The sequence below is a fragment of the Rhizobium sp. BK619 genome, assembly GCF_014195245.1.
In the GTDB taxonomy this organism is placed as follows: Bacteria; Pseudomonadota; Alphaproteobacteria; order Rhizobiales; family Rhizobiaceae; genus Rhizobium; species Rhizobium acidisoli.
This window is the reverse complement of sequence record NZ_JACIBH010000006.1, coordinates 55,988-72,457: the sequence shown is the minus strand read 5'-3', so window position 1 is coordinate 72,457 and position 16,470 is coordinate 55,988. Positions and strand designations below refer to the sequence as shown.

The 16,470-nt window shown below is 62.8% G+C and carries 14 protein-coding genes; 5 read left to right on the top strand and 9 right to left on the bottom strand.

All coding sequences use genetic code 11. From position 1 onward, the window contains the following. Window position 1: 1 nt before the first annotated feature. From FHX14_RS12675 to FHX14_RS12665, 3 genes are read right to left on the bottom strand one after another with little or no spacing between them, the layout of a single operon-like run. The gene (locus tag FHX14_RS12675; RefSeq protein WP_184377313.1) at window positions 2-580 is read right to left on the bottom strand and encodes a hypothetical protein; all 579 of its coding nucleotides are present in this window, start codon (window positions 578-580) and stop codon (window positions 2-4) included. Window positions 581-593: 13 nt separating this feature from the next. Further along, on the bottom strand, window positions 594-3,746 hold the full coding sequence (locus FHX14_RS12670; RefSeq protein WP_184377312.1) for an efflux RND transporter permease subunit: 3,153 nt from the start codon (window positions 3,744-3,746) through the stop codon (window positions 594-596). Then, a complete protein-coding gene (locus FHX14_RS12665) occupies window positions 3,746-4,819 on the bottom strand; it encodes an efflux RND transporter periplasmic adaptor subunit (RefSeq protein WP_184377311.1) in 1,074 nt (357 codons plus the stop codon). Before FHX14_RS12665 ends, FHX14_RS12670 begins: the two co-directional genes overlap by 1 nt. A gap of 344 nt (window positions 4,820-5,163) precedes the next feature. Here FHX14_RS12665 and FHX14_RS12660 point away from each other — a divergent pair, with 344 nt between their 5' ends. The 3 genes from FHX14_RS12660 to FHX14_RS12650 all read left to right on the top strand — a co-directional run bounded on the left by FHX14_RS12660 (window position 5,164) and on the right by FHX14_RS12650 (window position 8,706). Then, window positions 5,164-5,850 carry a response regulator gene (locus FHX14_RS12660; RefSeq protein ID WP_184377310.1) on the top strand — a complete coding sequence of 229 codons (687 nt, stop codon included), beginning with the start codon at window positions 5,164-5,166 and terminating at the stop codon, window positions 5,848-5,850. A 2-nt stretch (window positions 5,851-5,852) separates the two neighbouring features. Further along, window positions 5,853-7,139 (top strand): ATP-binding protein, encoded by a 1,287-nt coding sequence (locus FHX14_RS12655; RefSeq protein ID WP_184377309.1) that lies wholly within the window; start codon window positions 5,853-5,855, stop codon window positions 7,137-7,139. A gap of 115 nt (window positions 7,140-7,254) precedes the next feature. Next, window positions 7,255-8,706, top strand: a complete 1,452-nt coding sequence (locus FHX14_RS12650) for an efflux transporter outer membrane subunit (RefSeq protein WP_184377308.1) — start codon at window positions 7,255-7,257, stop codon at window positions 8,704-8,706. Window positions 8,707-8,716: 10 nt separating this feature from the next. Here FHX14_RS12650 and FHX14_RS12645 read toward each other — a convergent pair whose 3' ends face one another. Genes FHX14_RS12645 through FHX14_RS12625 form a run of 5 tightly spaced genes read right to left on the bottom strand, consistent with a single transcriptional unit; the run spans window position 8,717 to window position 14,627 of the window. Further along, the gene (locus FHX14_RS12645; protein WP_184377307.1) at window positions 8,717-9,553 is read right to left on the bottom strand and encodes a CoA ester lyase; all 837 of its coding nucleotides are present in this window, start codon (window positions 9,551-9,553) and stop codon (window positions 8,717-8,719) included. Continuing rightward, window positions 9,550-10,002 (bottom strand): MaoC family dehydratase, encoded by a 453-nt coding sequence (locus FHX14_RS12640; RefSeq protein ID WP_184377306.1) that lies wholly within the window; start codon window positions 10,000-10,002, stop codon window positions 9,550-9,552. Before FHX14_RS12640 ends, FHX14_RS12645 begins: the two co-directional genes overlap by 4 nt. Then, the gene (locus tag FHX14_RS12635; RefSeq protein ID WP_184377305.1) at window positions 10,002-11,867 is read right to left on the bottom strand and encodes an acetyl/propionyl/methylcrotonyl-CoA carboxylase subunit alpha; all 1,866 of its coding nucleotides are present in this window, start codon (window positions 11,865-11,867) and stop codon (window positions 10,002-10,004) included. Before FHX14_RS12635 ends, FHX14_RS12640 begins: the two co-directional genes overlap by 1 nt. A gap of 7 nt (window positions 11,868-11,874) precedes the next feature. Then, window positions 11,875-13,485: a carboxyl transferase domain-containing protein gene (locus FHX14_RS12630; RefSeq protein ID WP_184377304.1), complete on the bottom strand. Its 1,611-nt coding sequence runs from the start codon at window positions 13,483-13,485 to the stop codon at window positions 11,875-11,877. Then, window positions 13,482-14,627, bottom strand: coding sequence for an isovaleryl-CoA dehydrogenase (locus FHX14_RS12625; protein ID WP_184377303.1), 1,146 nt, complete (start codon window positions 14,625-14,627; stop codon window positions 13,482-13,484). Before FHX14_RS12625 ends, FHX14_RS12630 begins: the two co-directional genes overlap by 4 nt. Before the next feature lie 154 nt (window positions 14,628-14,781). Between FHX14_RS12625 and FHX14_RS12620 the strand changes: the two genes are divergently transcribed. Continuing rightward, a complete protein-coding gene (locus tag FHX14_RS12620) occupies window positions 14,782-15,042 on the top strand; it encodes a type II toxin-antitoxin system Phd/YefM family antitoxin (RefSeq protein ID WP_184377302.1) in 261 nt (86 codons plus the stop codon). Then, window positions 15,032-15,451, top strand: a complete 420-nt coding sequence (locus FHX14_RS12615) for a hypothetical protein (RefSeq protein WP_184377301.1) — start codon at window positions 15,032-15,034, stop codon at window positions 15,449-15,451. Before FHX14_RS12620 ends, FHX14_RS12615 begins: the two co-directional genes overlap by 11 nt. Here the strand turns inward: FHX14_RS12615 and FHX14_RS12610 are convergent. Continuing rightward, window positions 15,435-16,460, bottom strand: a complete 1,026-nt coding sequence (locus tag FHX14_RS12610; RefSeq protein ID WP_184377300.1) for an AraC family transcriptional regulator — start codon at window positions 16,458-16,460, stop codon at window positions 15,435-15,437. The genes FHX14_RS12615 and FHX14_RS12610 overlap by 17 nt on opposite strands. Window positions 16,461-16,470 lie beyond the last annotated feature (10 nt).

The window sequence follows — 16,470 nt, the reverse complement described above, 5'->3', positions numbered from 1 at the left end:
ATCACCCCGTTCCACCAATTGAAATGTCTTCCGACAGAGCATCACTCTCTTTTCGGAGGCTCTGCGCACGGCCTGATTCAATCGCTTCACTCAGAAAATGAGAGAGCAAGACGTAATTATCTTGCAGGGCAAGTCGAAGAACTTTCGCAATCTTATAGTCGTAAAATATCGAGTGAAACGGTCGCGCCCGCCGCGAAATCGCGGCGAGTATGACTTTCCCCTCCGCGAAGCGGCCAAGCAGAATATTTCGATGTGCCTTGGACACACGACACTCCAGATTGAGCTGAGGTCGCGCCATAATAACTGTGCGGATGTCAAGCGCAGTTAAGGAAGTGTAAAGTTTGGTAAAGGTTCTTGTGGCGACGCGCGCGAGATCTGCTCTGCCGGCAGCTGATAGGCACGGCGCAACTGCAATCAGGATGAGTGCTTGGACTAGCGTTTCCAGAAGATGCAGGACGCGCAGGCGGCTTGTGGCCGCCTGCGGGGGAACACGTCCCGCGGTCTTGTTCCGGGGGAGGGGAACGCGACCGAAGAGGGTGCCGTCACCGGCCATTGCGCGGTGGGGCAGCGTCTGCCCCATCACCTGTGGGGCATCATCTCTGAGCTTGTCCCCGTTTCGAAATCTCCGGTTGGAAGGCGATCGCCGCGTGATCGTTGGACGCATGCGGTTTATCCCCGGCGAGGTCCTCGGCCAGTCCGATCCGACGCAGGGCCCGTTTAAGGATCTGTTCGAGATCGTCGACGAAGGTGAAGATAACCGGAATGACGATGAGGCTGAGCAGCGTCGACATCACCACGCCGCCGATCACGACGATTGCCATCGGCTGGCGGAAGCTGGAATCGCCGCCCATCAGGCTGAGCGCGGCCGGCAGCATGCCCGAGGCCATGGCGATGGTGGTCATGACGATCGGCCGTGCGCGCTTGTGACAGGCATCCACCAAGGCGTCGAATCTCGACATGCCACGCTGACGCGACATGATCGCATATTCGATGAGCAGGATGGAGTTCTTCGTCACCACGCCCATCAGCATGAGCAGGCCGATGACAACAGGCATGGAGAAGCTCGTTCCGGTCACCACCAGCGGCACCAACGCGCCGCCGAGCGAGAGCGGCAGCGCCATCAGAAGCGTCAGCGGCTGCAGGAAATCGTGGAAGAGCAGCACCATGACCGCATAGATGCAGAAGACGCCGATCGCCATCGCCAGCCCGAAACTCTGGAACAGCTCCGAACTGCGCTGAAGTTCGCCCTGGTTGACCAGGGTGACGCCCGAGGGCAGATGCTGGAGCGCCGGCAGCGCCTGCGCTTCTCGGTTGACGTCGCCGAGGATGCGGCCGTTGAGCTCGACGGAAAGGGTGACATTGCGCATCCGGTCGATCCGGTCGATCTCCGACGGGCTGCCCCCGATCCTCACATCGGCGATCGATCCGAGATCGACGTTACCGTTGGTTCCCGCCACCCGCATGTTCTTGATGTCGTCCAGATTGGTGCGCGCCTCGGGCGAGAAGCGGACGACGATCGGAATCTGCCGCTGAGGCAGGTTGAGCTTCGGCAGGTCGGCGGAATATTCCCCGTTGGTCGCCACGCGCACGGCCTCGGCGATGGCGCTCGACGTGACCCCGAGTGCGGCGCTGCGCGCAAAGTCGGGCGTGATCTGGATCTCAGGCGCTTGCCTCGCTGCAGTCGATGTCACAGCTCCGATGCCCTGCAGTGAGCGGAGCTGCTCCTCGAGCGCCGTACTGGCGCTGTCGAGGACATTTGCATCGTCGCCAGCCAGCGTGATCTCGAGCTTCGTGCCATTCCCGCCGCCACCGACCTCTACACGCACGCCGGGGAGGACGGAAAGCGCCTGCCGGATGTCGTTTTCGATTTCCGATTGCTTGCGATTGCGCTCGTCGATGGGCGGCAGCACAGCGACGATCGTCGCCGATCCGACATCGCTCGTGGTGCCGGCGTCGGGACCGCCGCCCGAGGACACCGAACCGACGGCGGAAAAGACATGGGTCACGTCGGGAAGCTTGCCGATGATATCTGCGGCCTTCCTGCTGGTGGCGTCGGTCTGCTCGATGGTAGCGCCCGGCTGCATGGTTAGCGTGATCTGGGTCCGCGCGTCGTCGGACGCGGGCAGGAAGCCCGATTTCAACAGGGGAATGGTCGAAAGCGAGAGTGCGACGACGACGGCGGTGACGGCCACGGTCGTCTTCCTGCGGTGCATGGCGGCCTTCACGATTGATATATAGGCACGCATGATCCGGCCGTCCTTTTCCTCGGTCGGATGGGCCTTCATGAAATAGGCGGCCATCATCGGCGTCAGCAGACGCGCGACGACCAGCGAGGCAAGCACGGCGACGGCAGCGGTGATGCCGAACTGGCGGAATATAAGGCCCGGTATGCCGCTCATGAACGCGGTCGGCAGGAACACCGAAACCAGCGTGAAGGTGGTTGCGATGACGGCAAGTCCGATCTCGTTGGCCGCTTCGAGAGCGGCATCGATCGGCCGCTTGCCCATCTGCAGGTGGCGGGCGATGTTCTCGATCTCGACGATGGCGTCGTCGACGAGAATGCCGACCACGAGCGACAGCGCAAGCAGCGTGACGATATTCAGGCTGAAGTCGGCGAGATACATGACAAGGAAGGTCGGTATGACCGACAGGGGCAGCGCCACGGCCGACAGGATCGTCGCCCGCCAGTCCCGGAGGAAAAGCCAGACGACGATGATCGCCAGGATCGCGCCTTCGTAGAGCATGTGCATCGAACCATCATAGTTGCCGATGATCGGGCCGATCGTGCTGTAAGCCTCGTCGATCTCAACGTTGGAATGCTTGGCGGCGAACTCCCTGATCGCCTTGTCCACATCGGCGGCAACACCGCTGTCGGAAAATCCGTTCGAGCGCTTGATCTCGACCGCGATCACCGACTTGCCGTCGAGATAGGCCATCGATGAGCGCTCGGCGAAGCTGTCGGTGATGGATGCGACGTCATCGAGGCGAACCTGCTGGCCGTTTGCCAGGGGGATCTTGAGCCCCTTCAGCGCCTCGACCGATGGCAGGGCGCCGAGCGTGCGCAAGGTCTGGCGGGTGCCGCCGATTTCGCCAAGGCCGCCCGACGTATCCGTCTGCACTGCCTTCAACTGCGACGACACGGTGGCCGCGGTGACCCCGAGCGACGCCATCGTCGCGGGATCGAGATCCACATGAACCTCACGGTCGATCCCGCCGATGCGGTTGACTTGCCCGACACCGGACACCGAAAGCAGCGCCTTGGTCAGATCATTGTCGACAAACCAGGAAAGCTCGGTCTCGTTGAGAGCGGTCGAGCGGACGGCATAGGTGACCAGTGCGGAACTCTGTACGGTGACCTTGGTGACGCTTGGTGATTCCATCTGCGCCGGCAGGTCGCCCTTGACGCTGTCGACGGCATTGCGGACTTCGTTCAGGGCCGTTTCGCTGTCTTTTTCGAGCTTGAAGGACACCTTGACTGAAACAGTGCCGTCCGTGATCGTCGTGGTGATGTGATCGAGATAGCTGAGCGCGGCAAGACTGTCCTCGATGGTGCGGGCCACCTCGGTTTCGAGCTGCGTCGGCGCTGCGCCGTCGAGCGTCGCGGTGACATTGATCGTGGGAAGATCCATGTCAGGGAAATTCTGGATCGGCAGCTGCTTGAAGGCCAAGAGCCCGCCGGCTGTCAGCATCACAAACAGCAATATCGCCGGTACGGGGTTTCGGATCGACCAGGCTGAGAAGTTCATCAGTTTGTCTCCGCAATCTTCACGAGGTCGTTGTCGGACAGGAACGCGCCGCCCGAGTTCACCACTTTCGCCGAGCGATCGATCCCGGAGACGATTTCCACCTCGCCATTGTTGCGGCGGCCGGTTTCCACCCTGACCTTTTTGACCCTCTGATCCTCACCTGAAGTGAAGAGGTAACTGATGCCGTCCCGGAACACGATCGCCGTCTCGGGAACGGTCAGCGCCGGGGAGGTCTGCAATTCGATATTGCCGGTGACATAGAGACCGGTGCGCGGCCGGACGCCGGTGGGAAGCGCCACATAGACGATTGCCCGGCTGTTATCGGTGCTGACCGAAGGCCCGACAAGTCTCACCTTGCCGTCGATGACCTGGCCGTCCGGTCCGTTGATCCTGACGCTCAAGCCTTCGGAAATGCGCGGGAGGTAACGTGCCGACACTTCGGCCTGCCATTCGACACGCTGCTGGCGAACCATGCGAAACAGCTCGGTGCCGGCGGAGACGACGGCGCCGAGATTGGCGGAACGCGACGTGATCACGCCGTCGTCGACGGCCGTGATCGTCGTCTGCGCAAGCTTGATCTTTTCGCTGTCGAGCGCGGCTTCTTCGGATGCAAGACTTGCCGTTGCCGTCTGCTCATCGGCCAGATATTCGACGATCTTCTCGTCGGAAAGCGCGCCGGAAGGTTGCAGCTGCCGCGCCCGGTCGGCATTGGCCTTGGCCTTCGACAGACTTGCCTTGGCGTTCTCGACCGCCGCCTCCTGCTTGCGCAGATCGGCGAGCACGCTCTCCTTCGAAAGCTGGACGAGCGTCTGTCCCTTCGTGACCACGGAGCCGATGTCGACCAGGACATCGGTTATCCGCAGGCCGCCGGTTTCGGAGGCGATGATCGCTTCCTGCCAAGGCTTCAGCCAGCCGCTTGCCGGAACGGTCTCCGGCCAGTCCCGCTGCGCCGGTGTTGTCAGGGAGACGGTAAGAGCGGGTGCTGCCGCCTGTTCGGCCGCGGCATTGCGCAGGGGGAAGAAAAGCGCGGCCGCAACGAGAGCGGCGGCGCCTAGCCTGAATGGTTTTCTCAACGATCACTCCTTGTGGTCAAAGGCATCGCTGCCTTTTCCCGATCCGCGATCAACTCGATGACGGATTGCGGCTCATGCACGGCAATCCAATCCCGGCTCGCGTCGATGTCATGGCAGGATAAGTAACGGGGCGAACGTTAAGTGCGGTCAAGTTAGTGTTAAGTTGGGTAAAACTTGGCCGCGCGAGCGTGCATCTGCTGTATGGCTGCCGGGATTCGAGCATGATGCCGAAAAGTGTGAGCGGTTTTCTCATGACATCATGCTCTAACTCTTATGTAGAACAGGATTCAGATTTTAGGCCGACCCGGCCTGAAATCATCCCGTTCTAATGACGGACGAAGTGAATGAACAAGGTTCTCCTCATCGACGACGATGCCGAGCTGACGACGCTTCTGCAGGAATATCTGATCGAAGAAGGGTATGACGTCGTAACCGATACCGACGGTCGCGCTGCCATTGCCGCTGCCGCCGGCAATACGGTCGATATCATCGTGCTCGACATCATGATGCCCCGGATGAACGGGATCGAAGTTTTGCAGAGGATCCGGAAACTGAGCCAGGTCCCCGTTCTGATGCTGACTGCAAGAGGCGATGACGTGGACAGGATATCGGGTCTCAATCTCGGTGCCGACGATTATGTGCCGAAGCCATGTTCGCCGGGTGAATTGGCGGCGAGGCTACGCGCCATCCTGCGCCGCGCGGGGCAGCCGGCAGCCGGCGCATCGACCGACACGATCAGGGCAGGGCAGCTGGTGATCCACTCCGGCAGCAGAAGTGCTGAATGGCGCGGCGAGACCTTGGAGCTGACCGGCACCGAATTCAGCCTGCTCGAGGTTCTCGCCCGCAGCGCCGGCCAACTGGTGTCGAAGCAGGATATTTCGAAGCGGGCCTTCGGCAAACCGCTCACGCCGTTCGACCGGCGTATCGACGTCCATATCAGCAGCGTTCGCCAGAAGCTCGGGCTGCGGGAGGACGGACAATCCTGGATCCAGTCCGTCCGCGGGCAGGGCTATCAACTTCTCGTGGACTGACCATGCCCCGGCTTTTCTGGAAATTCTTCAGGATCATCTGGCTGACGCTGGCGGCAAGCCTCGCTGTCATCATCCTGATCGTCAAATTGCTTCAGGCGGTTCCCTTCGCAGGCGAGCTCGAACAGGAGCGGCGGGCGCTGGTGCTGAACCTGACCGCAAATATTCTGGTTCAGGACGGCGAAGACGCCGCTGCCCGTTTCGTCTCCACGAGCGAGAAGACGCAGCCGCTCGGCCTCAACCTTTCGAAACCGGCGGAAGCCGATGCCTGCGCTGCGAAGAACACGGTGACCACCCGATCCGTGCTGAAGGATGGCGTCTGCTACCGGCTTTCCGTGTCGGCCCCGGCCAGCTCCATCTTCGACAATCTTGGCCCGTTCATGCCGTGGTTCACCATCCTGATCGCCAGCACGATCGCGGCCGGCGCATTGGCGCGATATCTCATTCGCCCCGTCGTGCATCTGCGCGACGGCTTGAGCGCGCTTGCCCATGGCCGCTTCGATTTTCGCATTGGCGACAAAATGGCTGGCCGAAAGGATGAGGTGACGGCGCTTGCCTATGATTTCGATGCGAGCGCCGCCCGGCTTCAGGAACTCCAGGATGCGCAGCAGAGGCTGTTCCACGACGTCTCCCACGAACTGCGTTCGCCTTTGTCCCGCCTGCAGGCCGCGGTCGGCGTTCTGAGGCAAAGCCCGGCCAAACTCGGCGCCATGCTCGACCGCATGGACCGGGAAGTCGAACGGCTCGATACGCTGGTGGGCGAGGTTCTGACCCTCGCCAGGCTGACGGCGGGATCCGGCCGGCCGCTGAAGACGCAGACCCTCGACGTCATCGAGCTGCTGAACGAAATCCTCGGCGATGCCGCATTCGAAGCCCAGGCCCGCGAGGTGACGATCACGACGAGTGTCGACGGCATCTTCCGGGCCGAGGTCGAAGGTGAACTGATCTACAGGGCGCTCGAAAACGTCGTCCGCAACGCCGTCAAGTATACGGACGAGCATTCGCGCATATCAGTGTCCTGCGAGGTAGGGTCCGATCGCCTTACGATCCGCGTTGGGGATCAGGGGCCAGGTGTCGGCCGGGACGAACTCGAACGCATCTTCCAGCCGTTTTCGCGCGGCAAAGACGCCGTGCCGAGAGGCGGATACGGCCTGGGTCTTGCCATCACCCGGCAGGCGATCGAACGTCATGGCGGGCGCGTGCATGCCTCGCTGCCGGAGGCCGGCGGCCTGGCGATCACGCTGGAGCTTCCGAGGCGGCCGATGCCCTACGGTGCGGCCGGCGAAGGCTGATTTGGACCCCTCGACGGGCGGTGCCGGATTTTACCTAACTTTACAGTTTCTTAACCGCCATTAACGCTGGTCCCGCTAAGCCTGAACCCACGATCCCGGTTCAGAAGGCTCGCCCGTGAGTACGTCGCTTCGCACAAGACCATCATCCCTCCGCTACGCCGCATCCGCACTGACGCTTCTGCTGACAGGCTGCGTCAGCGGCCCGGATCATGTACCCCCGCAAATGCCGCTTCCGGCCAAATTTGAAGAGGGGAGCAATAAGAGCAACGGCAATGTCGTGACGGCTGAATGGTGGACGGCCTATCGCGACAAGCGGCTCGACGGCCTGGTGGCGCATGGCCTCAGCGAGAACCTCGACGTGCTGCAGGCGCTCGAAAGCATCAACGCGGCTTCAGCCAATGTCACGGTTGCCGGCGCCGGCGGCTTGCCGAGCCTGACTGTCGATGCATCGCACACATTATCCGGCGAGAAGGGCCGGCTGCGCACGACGGTCGGCACCACGAACACGACGGGCGGGGAGGCCAGCCTCTCCTGGCTGCTCGATTTCTTCGGCCAGTATCGTCGCTCCAGGGAGAGCGCAATTGCCTCGTTGGGGGCCGCCTATGCGACGGCCGACAATGCCAAGCTCACTTTTCTGAAAGATCTCGTCGAAAGCTATATCGATGCCCGCTATTACCAGGAGCGCATCGCCCTTTCGCAGGCGAGTGTGAAATCCCGCCAGCAGACTTACGAATTGACGCTGCTGCAATTGAAAGCCGGTGCGGCCTCCCGCCTCGATGTCGTTCAGGCCGAAGGCCTGGTGCAGTCGACGAAGGCGGATATTCCCGGGCTGGAAAAGAGCTTCACGGAATCGGCCCATCACATTGCCACGCTGCTCGGAATGCCGGCATCTTCGCTGATGGGGGAGCTTCAAAAGAGTGCCGGTCAACCGGTCTTCCGCGGCGACATGCGCGCCGGCATTCCGGCCGATCTGATCCGCAATCGTCCGGATATTCGCAAGGCCGAACGCGACCTGGCGGCCGCCGTTGCCGATATCGGCGCAGCCGAGGCCCAGCTCTACCCGTCGATCTCGCTCTCCGGCTCGATCTCGCCGAGCTGGGTCAAATCATCGGGCGCCAAAGGCGCAAGTCTGACCAGTTGGTCCTTCGGACCGTCGCTCAACCTGCCGATCTTCGACGGTGGCACGTTGCGCGCCAATGTCGATATCGAGAAATCCGACGCGAAAACCCAGTATCTCGCCTGGAAGGCGGCGGTGCTGAACGGCGTCGAAGAGGTCGAAAACGCGCTGACGGCGGTGCGCCGCGACACGCAGACGCTGGAGCCACTGCGCCGGCAGGTGCAGACGTCGCAGGAATCGCTGGCGCTTTCTACCGCGAGCTACAAGGACGGCGCTTCGTCGCTGCTCGATGTCCTGGAGGCGCAGCGTTCGGTCTCCGATGCCGAGGCAAGCCTTGCCGCCACGGTCCAGCAGGTCGCCAAGGACTATGTCGACCTCTACGTCGCCATCGGCGCCGGTTACCTCGAGCCGCAGCAGGTCGCCTCCAAGCCGACCGCAAAGTCGGGCTGATCGGCGGAGGCTATTGTCCGGCGCTCTTCAAAAGGCGGAGCGCGAGCTTGAGATGCGGCAGGTCAAGCATGCGCCCGTCAAGCTGGATGACGCCGGCGTCCGGCCTGGCGGCAAAGGCGGCGGCGACTTTCTCTGCCCAGGCGATTTCGGACGCATCGGGCGTGAAGGCGTGGTTGATCGTCTCGATCTGGCTCGGATGGATGGCCATCATGCCGGAAAAGCCGTCTCGCCGGCCGCGGCCGGCATAGGCCCTCAGACCGGTGTGATCGCGGAAATCGGGATAGACGGTTTCGATCGCCGGAACCGCGGCGGCTTGCGCTGCAAATAGCGTGAGCGAGCGGGCAAGCTCGTAAGGCGGCGTATACCGGCCGTCGGTTCTCCGCGCGGTCGTGGCCCCCATCGCGGCCGGCAGATCCTCGGCACCCCAGGTCAGGCCGCAGAGATTGGCCGAAACCTCCCGGTAGCTGCCGATCTCGAAGATGGCGGACGGCGTTTCCGTTGCGATCGGCAGGATGGGGATTGCCGATGTGAGGAAGCTTGCGAGCTTCAGCACGGAAGCGGCGCCCTCGGCCTTCGGCAGCATGAGTGCGAAAGGAAGAAGACCGGTCAGGGCGGCAAGATCGTCTTCGAATTCAGGCGAGGCGAGGGGATTGATGCGGATAAAAAGAGCGGTCTCGCCGGAATGGCGCAGGGCGAATTCATGGACGCTGTCGCGTGCCCTCGGCTTATTCGCAGGTGAAACCGAATCTTCCAGATCGAGAATGACGGCATCGGCGCCCGAGGCGAGCGCTTTTTCGAAACGGTCCGGCCGGTCGCCGGGCGCAAAGAGCAGCGAGCGCAGCTTCATGACATTTTCACCTTCAGCATCGCGGTGCGCAGGCACTGACAGACGATCTCATCGCGCTGGTTGAGGGTGACGTGCCGGAAGGTAACGATGCCGGCGTCGGGGCGGGAGTTCGAACGGCGCAGCTCCGTCACCTCGGTTTCCACCCTGAGCGTATCGCCGATGAAGACCGGTTTCGGCATCGTCATCTTGTCGTAGCCGAGATTGGCGACGAGCGTGCCGAGCGTGGTGTCGCCGACCGAAAGGCCGACGGTGAGCGCAAAGGTGAAGGTGCCGTTGACGACGATCCGGCCGAATTCGGTGCCGGCCGCATATTCGGCATCGAGATGCAGCGGCTGCGGATTGTGGGAGAGCGTCGAAAACAGCAGATTGTCGGTCTCGGTGACCGTGCGGCGGATTTCGTGAGCGATGCGGTCGCCGACCGTCCATTCGTCGAAATAGCGGCCGGCCATCACTCCTCTCCCTTCATGACGCTGGCGACCAGCTGATTTTCCGAGACGCGGACACCCGGGGAAACCTGCAATTTCCCGACGATGCCGTCGAAGGGCGCCCGCAGCGAATGTTCCATCTTCATGGCTTCGACCGTCAGCAGGCGATCCCCTTTGGCGACCGGGTCGCCTTCGGCGACATCCACCGAGATGACGAGGCCTGGCATGGGCGAAAGGATGGCGCCGTCGCCCACACCGTGATTTGCCTCGATTTCGCTCGCCTTCGGCAGACCGATCGACCAGGCATTGCCGGCATCGAAAAGCACCGTCGCCTCGTCCATCTCGATCGTCTTTGCTTCGAGGTTGGGGCGCGTCCGCCCCCAATAGAGATGACCGTCGATGCGCACGCGCACGCGGCTGTCGCCTGGCCCAGCGATGCGGAAGCCGGAAAGTGCGGACCAGGGATCGCCATCCATGCTCTTCGAAAGTGCCGTGGCTGCTCTGTCGATGACGGTTTCATCCGGCTCGCTCGCCACAAGGCTTTCGCCGTGGCGGTCGAGGAAGCCGGTATCGATCCGCGCGGCGCGAAAATCCGGGTCGGTGGCGATGCGGGCGAGAAGGCCGGCATTCGATCTGACCGGCCAGACCTCGATGCCGGCGCAAGCGGCTGCGAGCTTCGACAGCGCTGCCTCGCGGTTCGGCCCGTGTGCGATGATCTTGGCAATCATCGGATCGTAAAAGGCGGTGATCTCATCGCCCGCATCGATGCCGCTATCGACGCGGACAGACGTCGGGAGTTTGAGATGTTCGAGCCGGCCGGTCGAGGGCAGGTAGCCGGCGGCGGGATTTTCGGCATAGAGCCGGGCTTCGAAGGCCCAGCCGTTGACGGCGATCTCGCCCTGGCTTTTCGGCAGGGGCTCGCCGCTGGCGACCTTCAACTGCCAGAGCACCAGATCCTCGCCTGTTATCGACTCGGTAACGGGATGTTCCACCTGCAGCCGCGTGTTCATTTCCATGAACCAGATGCGGTCGGCATGCAGGCCGGAAGAGTCGTCGGCGATGAATTCGATGGTGCCGGCGCCGACGTAGTTGACTGCTTTTGCGGCCTTTACCGCGGCATCGCAGATCGCTGCCCGGGTGGCGGCATCGAGGCCGGGGGCAGGCGCCTCCTCTATGACCTTCTGATGCCGGCGCTGCAGCGAACAATCGCGTTCGAAGAGATGAACGCAATTGCCTGATTTGTCGGCGAAGACCTGAACCTCGATATGACGCGGATTGGCGATATAACGTTCGATCAAAACGCGGTCGTCGCCGAAGGAGGCCGCTGCCTCGCGGCGGCAGGAGGCGAGGAGTTCGGCGAAATCCTGCGCGCGTTCGACGCGGCGCATACCCTTGCCGCCGCCGCCGGCGACCGCCTTGATGAGCACGGGATAACCGATGGCATCGGCTTCGGCTGCCAGCCTTGCATCGCTCTGGTCCGGGCCGAGATAGCCGGGGGTGACGGGCACGCCGGCCGCCTGCATCAATTCCTTGGCGGCGTCCTTGAGCCCCATGGCGCGGATCGCCGCCGGGGGCGCGCCGACCCAGATGATGCCGGCTTTCTCAACCGCTTCGGCGAATTCGGCATTTTCCGACAGGAAACCGTAACCGGGATGGATGGCGGCAGCGCCGGTTTTTCGGGCGGCCTCCAGGATTCTTGCCTCAGAGAGATAGCTTTCGCGGGCCGGCGGCGGGCCGATGGCGATCGCCTCGTCCGCTTCTCTGACGAAGGGCAGGCCGGCGTCGGCCTTGGAATAGACGGCGATCGTGCGGATGCCGAGCATCTTTGCCGTGCGGATGATGCGGCGGGCGATTTCGCCTCGGTTGGCAATGAGAAGACTGTCCATCATCGCCGCCTCACATCCTGAACAGGCCGAAGCGCGGCCCTTTCGGGATCGGCGCATTCAGGCAGGCGGAAAAGGCAAGGCCCAGCACATCGCGTGTCTGGCGCGGGTCGATGATGCCGTCGTCCCAAAGCCGGGCCGTCGCATAATAGGGATTGCCCTCGGCCTCGTAGCCGGCCCGGATCGGCGCCTTGAAGGCCTCTTCCTCGTCGGCCGGCCAGTCCTCGCCGCGCGCCTCCATCGCGTCGCGGCGGATGGTGGCAAGCACGGAGGCTGCCTGTTCACCGCCCATGACGCTGATGCGGCTGTTCGGCCAGGTGAAGAGGAAACGCGGGCGATAGGCGCGGCCGCACATGCCGTAATTGCCGGCGCCGAAGCTGCCGCCGATAATGACGGTGACTTTCGGGACGGTCGCGGTTGCAACCGCCGTCACCAGCTTTGCCCCATCCTTGGCGATGCCGCCGGCCTCATAGCGGCCGCCGACCATGAAGCCGGAGATATTCTGCAGAAAGAGCAGCGGCACGCGGCGCTGGCAGGCAAGCTCGATGAAATGCGCCCCCTTCAGCGCGCTCTCGGAAAAAAGCACGCCGTTATTGGCGATCACGGCGACCGGCATGCCCCATATGCGGGCAAAGCCGCAGACGAGCGTCGTGCCGTAGAGCGGCTTGAACTCATGCAGTTCCGAGCCGTCGACGATCCGGCCGATCACCTCGCGCACGTCATAGGGCGAGCGCACATCATCCGGAACGAGGCCGATGAGATCCCCGGGATCGAGTTTCGGCGGGCGCGGCGGCTGGACGTCGATATCGACGGATTTGACGCTGTTGAGGCTGGCTGCGATATCGCGCACCAGGAGCAGCGCATGTTCGTCGTTCTCGGCGACATGATCGACGACGCCGGAGCGGCGGCCATGGGTTTCGGCGCCGCCGAGCTCTTCGGCCGAGATGATTTCGCCTGTGGCGGCTTTGACCAGCGGCGGGCCGGCGAGGAAGATCGTGCCCTGATTGCGCACGATGACCGTTTCGTCGGACATGGCCGGTACATAGGCGCCGCCGGCGGTGCAGCTTCCCATCACGCAGGCGATCTGTGGGATTCCCTCGGCCGACATTTGCGCCTGGTTGTAGAAGATTGCACCGAAATGGTCGCGGTCGGGAAAGACCTCGGCCTGATGCGGAAGATTGGCGCCGCCGCTATCGACCAGATAGAGGCAGGGCAGCCGGTTCTGCAGGGCGATCTCCTGCGCCCGCAGATGTTTCTTCACCGTCAGCGGGTAATAGGCGCCGCCCTTCACCGTCGCGTCATTGGCGACGATCATCACCTCGCGGCCGCAAACGCGGCCAATGCCGGCGATGATGCCGGCGCCCGGCGCCTCGTCGCCATACATGCCGTTGGCGGCCAGCGTGCCGATCTCCAGGAAGGGGCTGCCGGCATCGAGGAGCAGCTGGATGCGGTCGCGCGGCAGGAGTTTGCCCTTGCTTGTGTGGCGCTCGCGTGCCGATTGCGATCCACCCTCCCGCGCTTTCGCCGAACGGGCGTGGAGCTCGTCGATCAGGATTCTGTTTTTGACGGCATTGGCCTTGAAGCTGTCGCTGTCGCGGTCGATCGCAGTCGAAATCACCGTCATGGCGTTATGAGCTCCCGGCCGATCAGGTAGCGGCGGATCTCGTTAGTGCCGGCGCCGATGTCGTAGAGCTTGGCATCGCGCAGGAAGCGCTCGACCGGCCATTCCGTGGTATAGCCGGCGCCGCCGAGCGCTTGGATCGCCTCCAGCGAAACCTTGACGGCATTCTCGCTGGCAAAGAGGATCGCGGCGGCCGCATCGGTGCGTGTCGCCCGGCCGGCGTCGCAGGCGCGGGCGACGGAATAGACGTAGGCGCGGGCCGAATTCAGCGCGACATACATGTCGGCGATCTTGGCCTGCATCAGCTGGAAATCGCCGATCGGTTTTCCGAACTGCTTGCGATCGCGCACATAGGGCAGCACGACATCGAGGCAGGCCTGCATGATACCGAGCGGGCCGCCGGCAAGTACGGCGCGTTCGTAATCGAGGCCCGACATCAGGATCTTCACGCCTTCCCCCTCTCGGCCCATCAGCGCCTCGGCCGGCACCTCGCAATCCTCAAACACCAGTTCGGCCGTATCGCTGCCGCGCATGCCGAGCTTGGAGAGCTTTTTCGAGACGCTGAAGCCAGGCAGGCCTTTTTCGATGATGAAGGCGGAAATGCCTTTCGGACCAGCCGCCGGATCGGTTTTGGCATAGACGACGAGCACGTCGGCATGCGGCGCATTGGTGATCCAGAATTTGGTGCCGTTCAGGATATAGCGGTCGCCCTTTTTCTCGGCCCGTAGGCGCATCGAGACGACATCGGAACCGGCGCCGGCCTCCGACATCGCAAGCGAGCCGACATGTTCGCCTGAGATCAGCTTCGGCAGATGGCGGTGTTTCTGTTCCGGCGAGGCCCAGCGGCGGATCTGGTTGACGCAGAGATTGGAATGGGCGCCGTAACTCAGGCCCACTGAGGCCGAGGCGCGGGAGACTTCCTCCATGGCGACAACGTGTTCGAGGTAACCGAGACCGGCACCACCAAATTCCTCCTCGACGGTGATTCCATGCAGGCCGAGCGCGCCCATTTCAGGCCAGAGCTGGCGCGGAAATGTGTTGCTTTCGTCGATCTCCGCAGCCAGCGGAGCTATATGATCGGCCGCAAACCGCGCCGTCGTTTCACGGATCGCGTCCGCGGTGTCGCCGAGCGAAAAATCAAACATGGCACTCCTCCCGTTGGAATATGTAGCGCGGGTTGCGGAAGGTTCAAAGTGTCTCTGATTTGGATGCGGGTGAGAGCCTTCCCATCGAAGCTGTGCTGTTTTCTTGAAAATATGGGAAATATGGAATATATGGAATTAAAGCCGGAGGTTTATCATGCGACAATTCACGACAGGGGATCTCAACAAGCAGGTCGGCGATGTCACCGATGCTGCGAGCCGGGAGCCGATTGTTCTTACCCGGCACAACAAGCCGCGTTTCGTGCTGATGAGCTATGAACATTACCAGCGGATGCGCAGTGGCATTGACCCGCGTCGCGCCCATCAGCTCTCGGAGATGCCGGACGAACATGCCGAGTTGTTCGGCGAAGCGATCGAGCGGCTGGCGAAGGGTGAAGGCTACGACGATGAGCCATGAATTTCGCCCGGGGGAAGTAATATCCTATCCCTATCTCTGGGCATGGCAGCAGCAGCGTGGCGAGACCGAAGGGCGTAAACAGCGACCAGTTTGTGTCGTTGTCGCAATCCGCAGTGCGGGTGATGGAAATACGCACCTTGTGCTTCTGCCGGTCACCACACAGCCACCGCAGGCGGGGAGGGTTGCCCTTGAAATCCCCGACATCGAACGCCGGCGTGCCGGTCTTGGTGATCTTAAGCAGAGCTGGATCGTCATAGACGAATACAATTACGATATTGTCGAGCAGTCCTGGTACATCGAGCCTCATCAGGAGGCTCTTGGCCGCTTCAGCAAATCCTTCGTGATGAAGATTGCCGCTATGTTCGCGAAAGCGCGAAGCCAGTCGGGCCGCGTCAAGCGGTTCGACTGACATAGGTTTGATTTTCCGCTTCCTCCCGCCGGAAAGCCTCCGGACTCTTGCCCATCCATTTCCGGAAAGCCCGGAAGAAGGCGCTGGGTTCGGAATAACCGAGCTGCACGGCGATCTCACCGATGGTCTTTGATGTGTTCAGCAGCAGGTCGATGGCGAGATCCCGGCGGATATCGTCCTTGATCGCGGCATAGCTTTGCCCCTCGTCGTGCAGCCGGTGGCGGAGCGTCGAGGGCGGCATGCGCATATCGGCGGCGAGCTCGGCGAAGCTTCGCCACGTGGCGGGCGTGGCCTGGCTCAAGCGCCGGCGGACGGCTGCGGCGATGCCGGCATCGTAACGGTAGCGCACCAGGATATTGGCGGGTGCGGCGCGCAGGAATTGTTTGAGCGCCCGGGCGCTACGCGCCACCGGCAGGTCGAGCATGGTACTGTCGAAGCCGAGCCGACTGATTGGCTGGGAGAAGCGCACCGGCGCACCGAAGAACAGCCGGTAATCGGCGCCTTGTTCGGGCTCGGCGCAGCGGAAATCGACGAGGCGGATCGGGATGCGCCGGCCGACCAACCAGCAAGTGATGCCATGCAGGATGATCCAATAGGTGCGGTAGGCGAAGGCCGAACGCGGGCCGCCAGCATCCCGAAGTTCGATCTCGGCAAGGCCGTCGCGAACGACGAGCCGCCCGCGGGGGTCGTCGAGCACGACATCGAGGAAGCGCAGCGCCCGGCGCAGCGCGTGACCGAGCGTCGGCGCGTGCAGAACGCAATGGCAGAGTAGCGTGAAGCTGCCGCTACGCATCGGGCGTGCGCCCATGCCGAAGAATTCGTCGTCGAGCTCGGCAGCGATTGCGAGCCAGAGCGCGCCATAGGTCTCGGCCGAAACCGGCTCGTCGACGGTCGTTGGCAGGCCGAGGCGGGCCAGGATCGGAGCCGTCGGCTTGCCCAGCCGCCGCAGGCTGTCGAGCGCCTCTTCGACGAAGCCCGGCGCGATCATGCGTCGCTCGATCTCGGCCATATCAATCCCC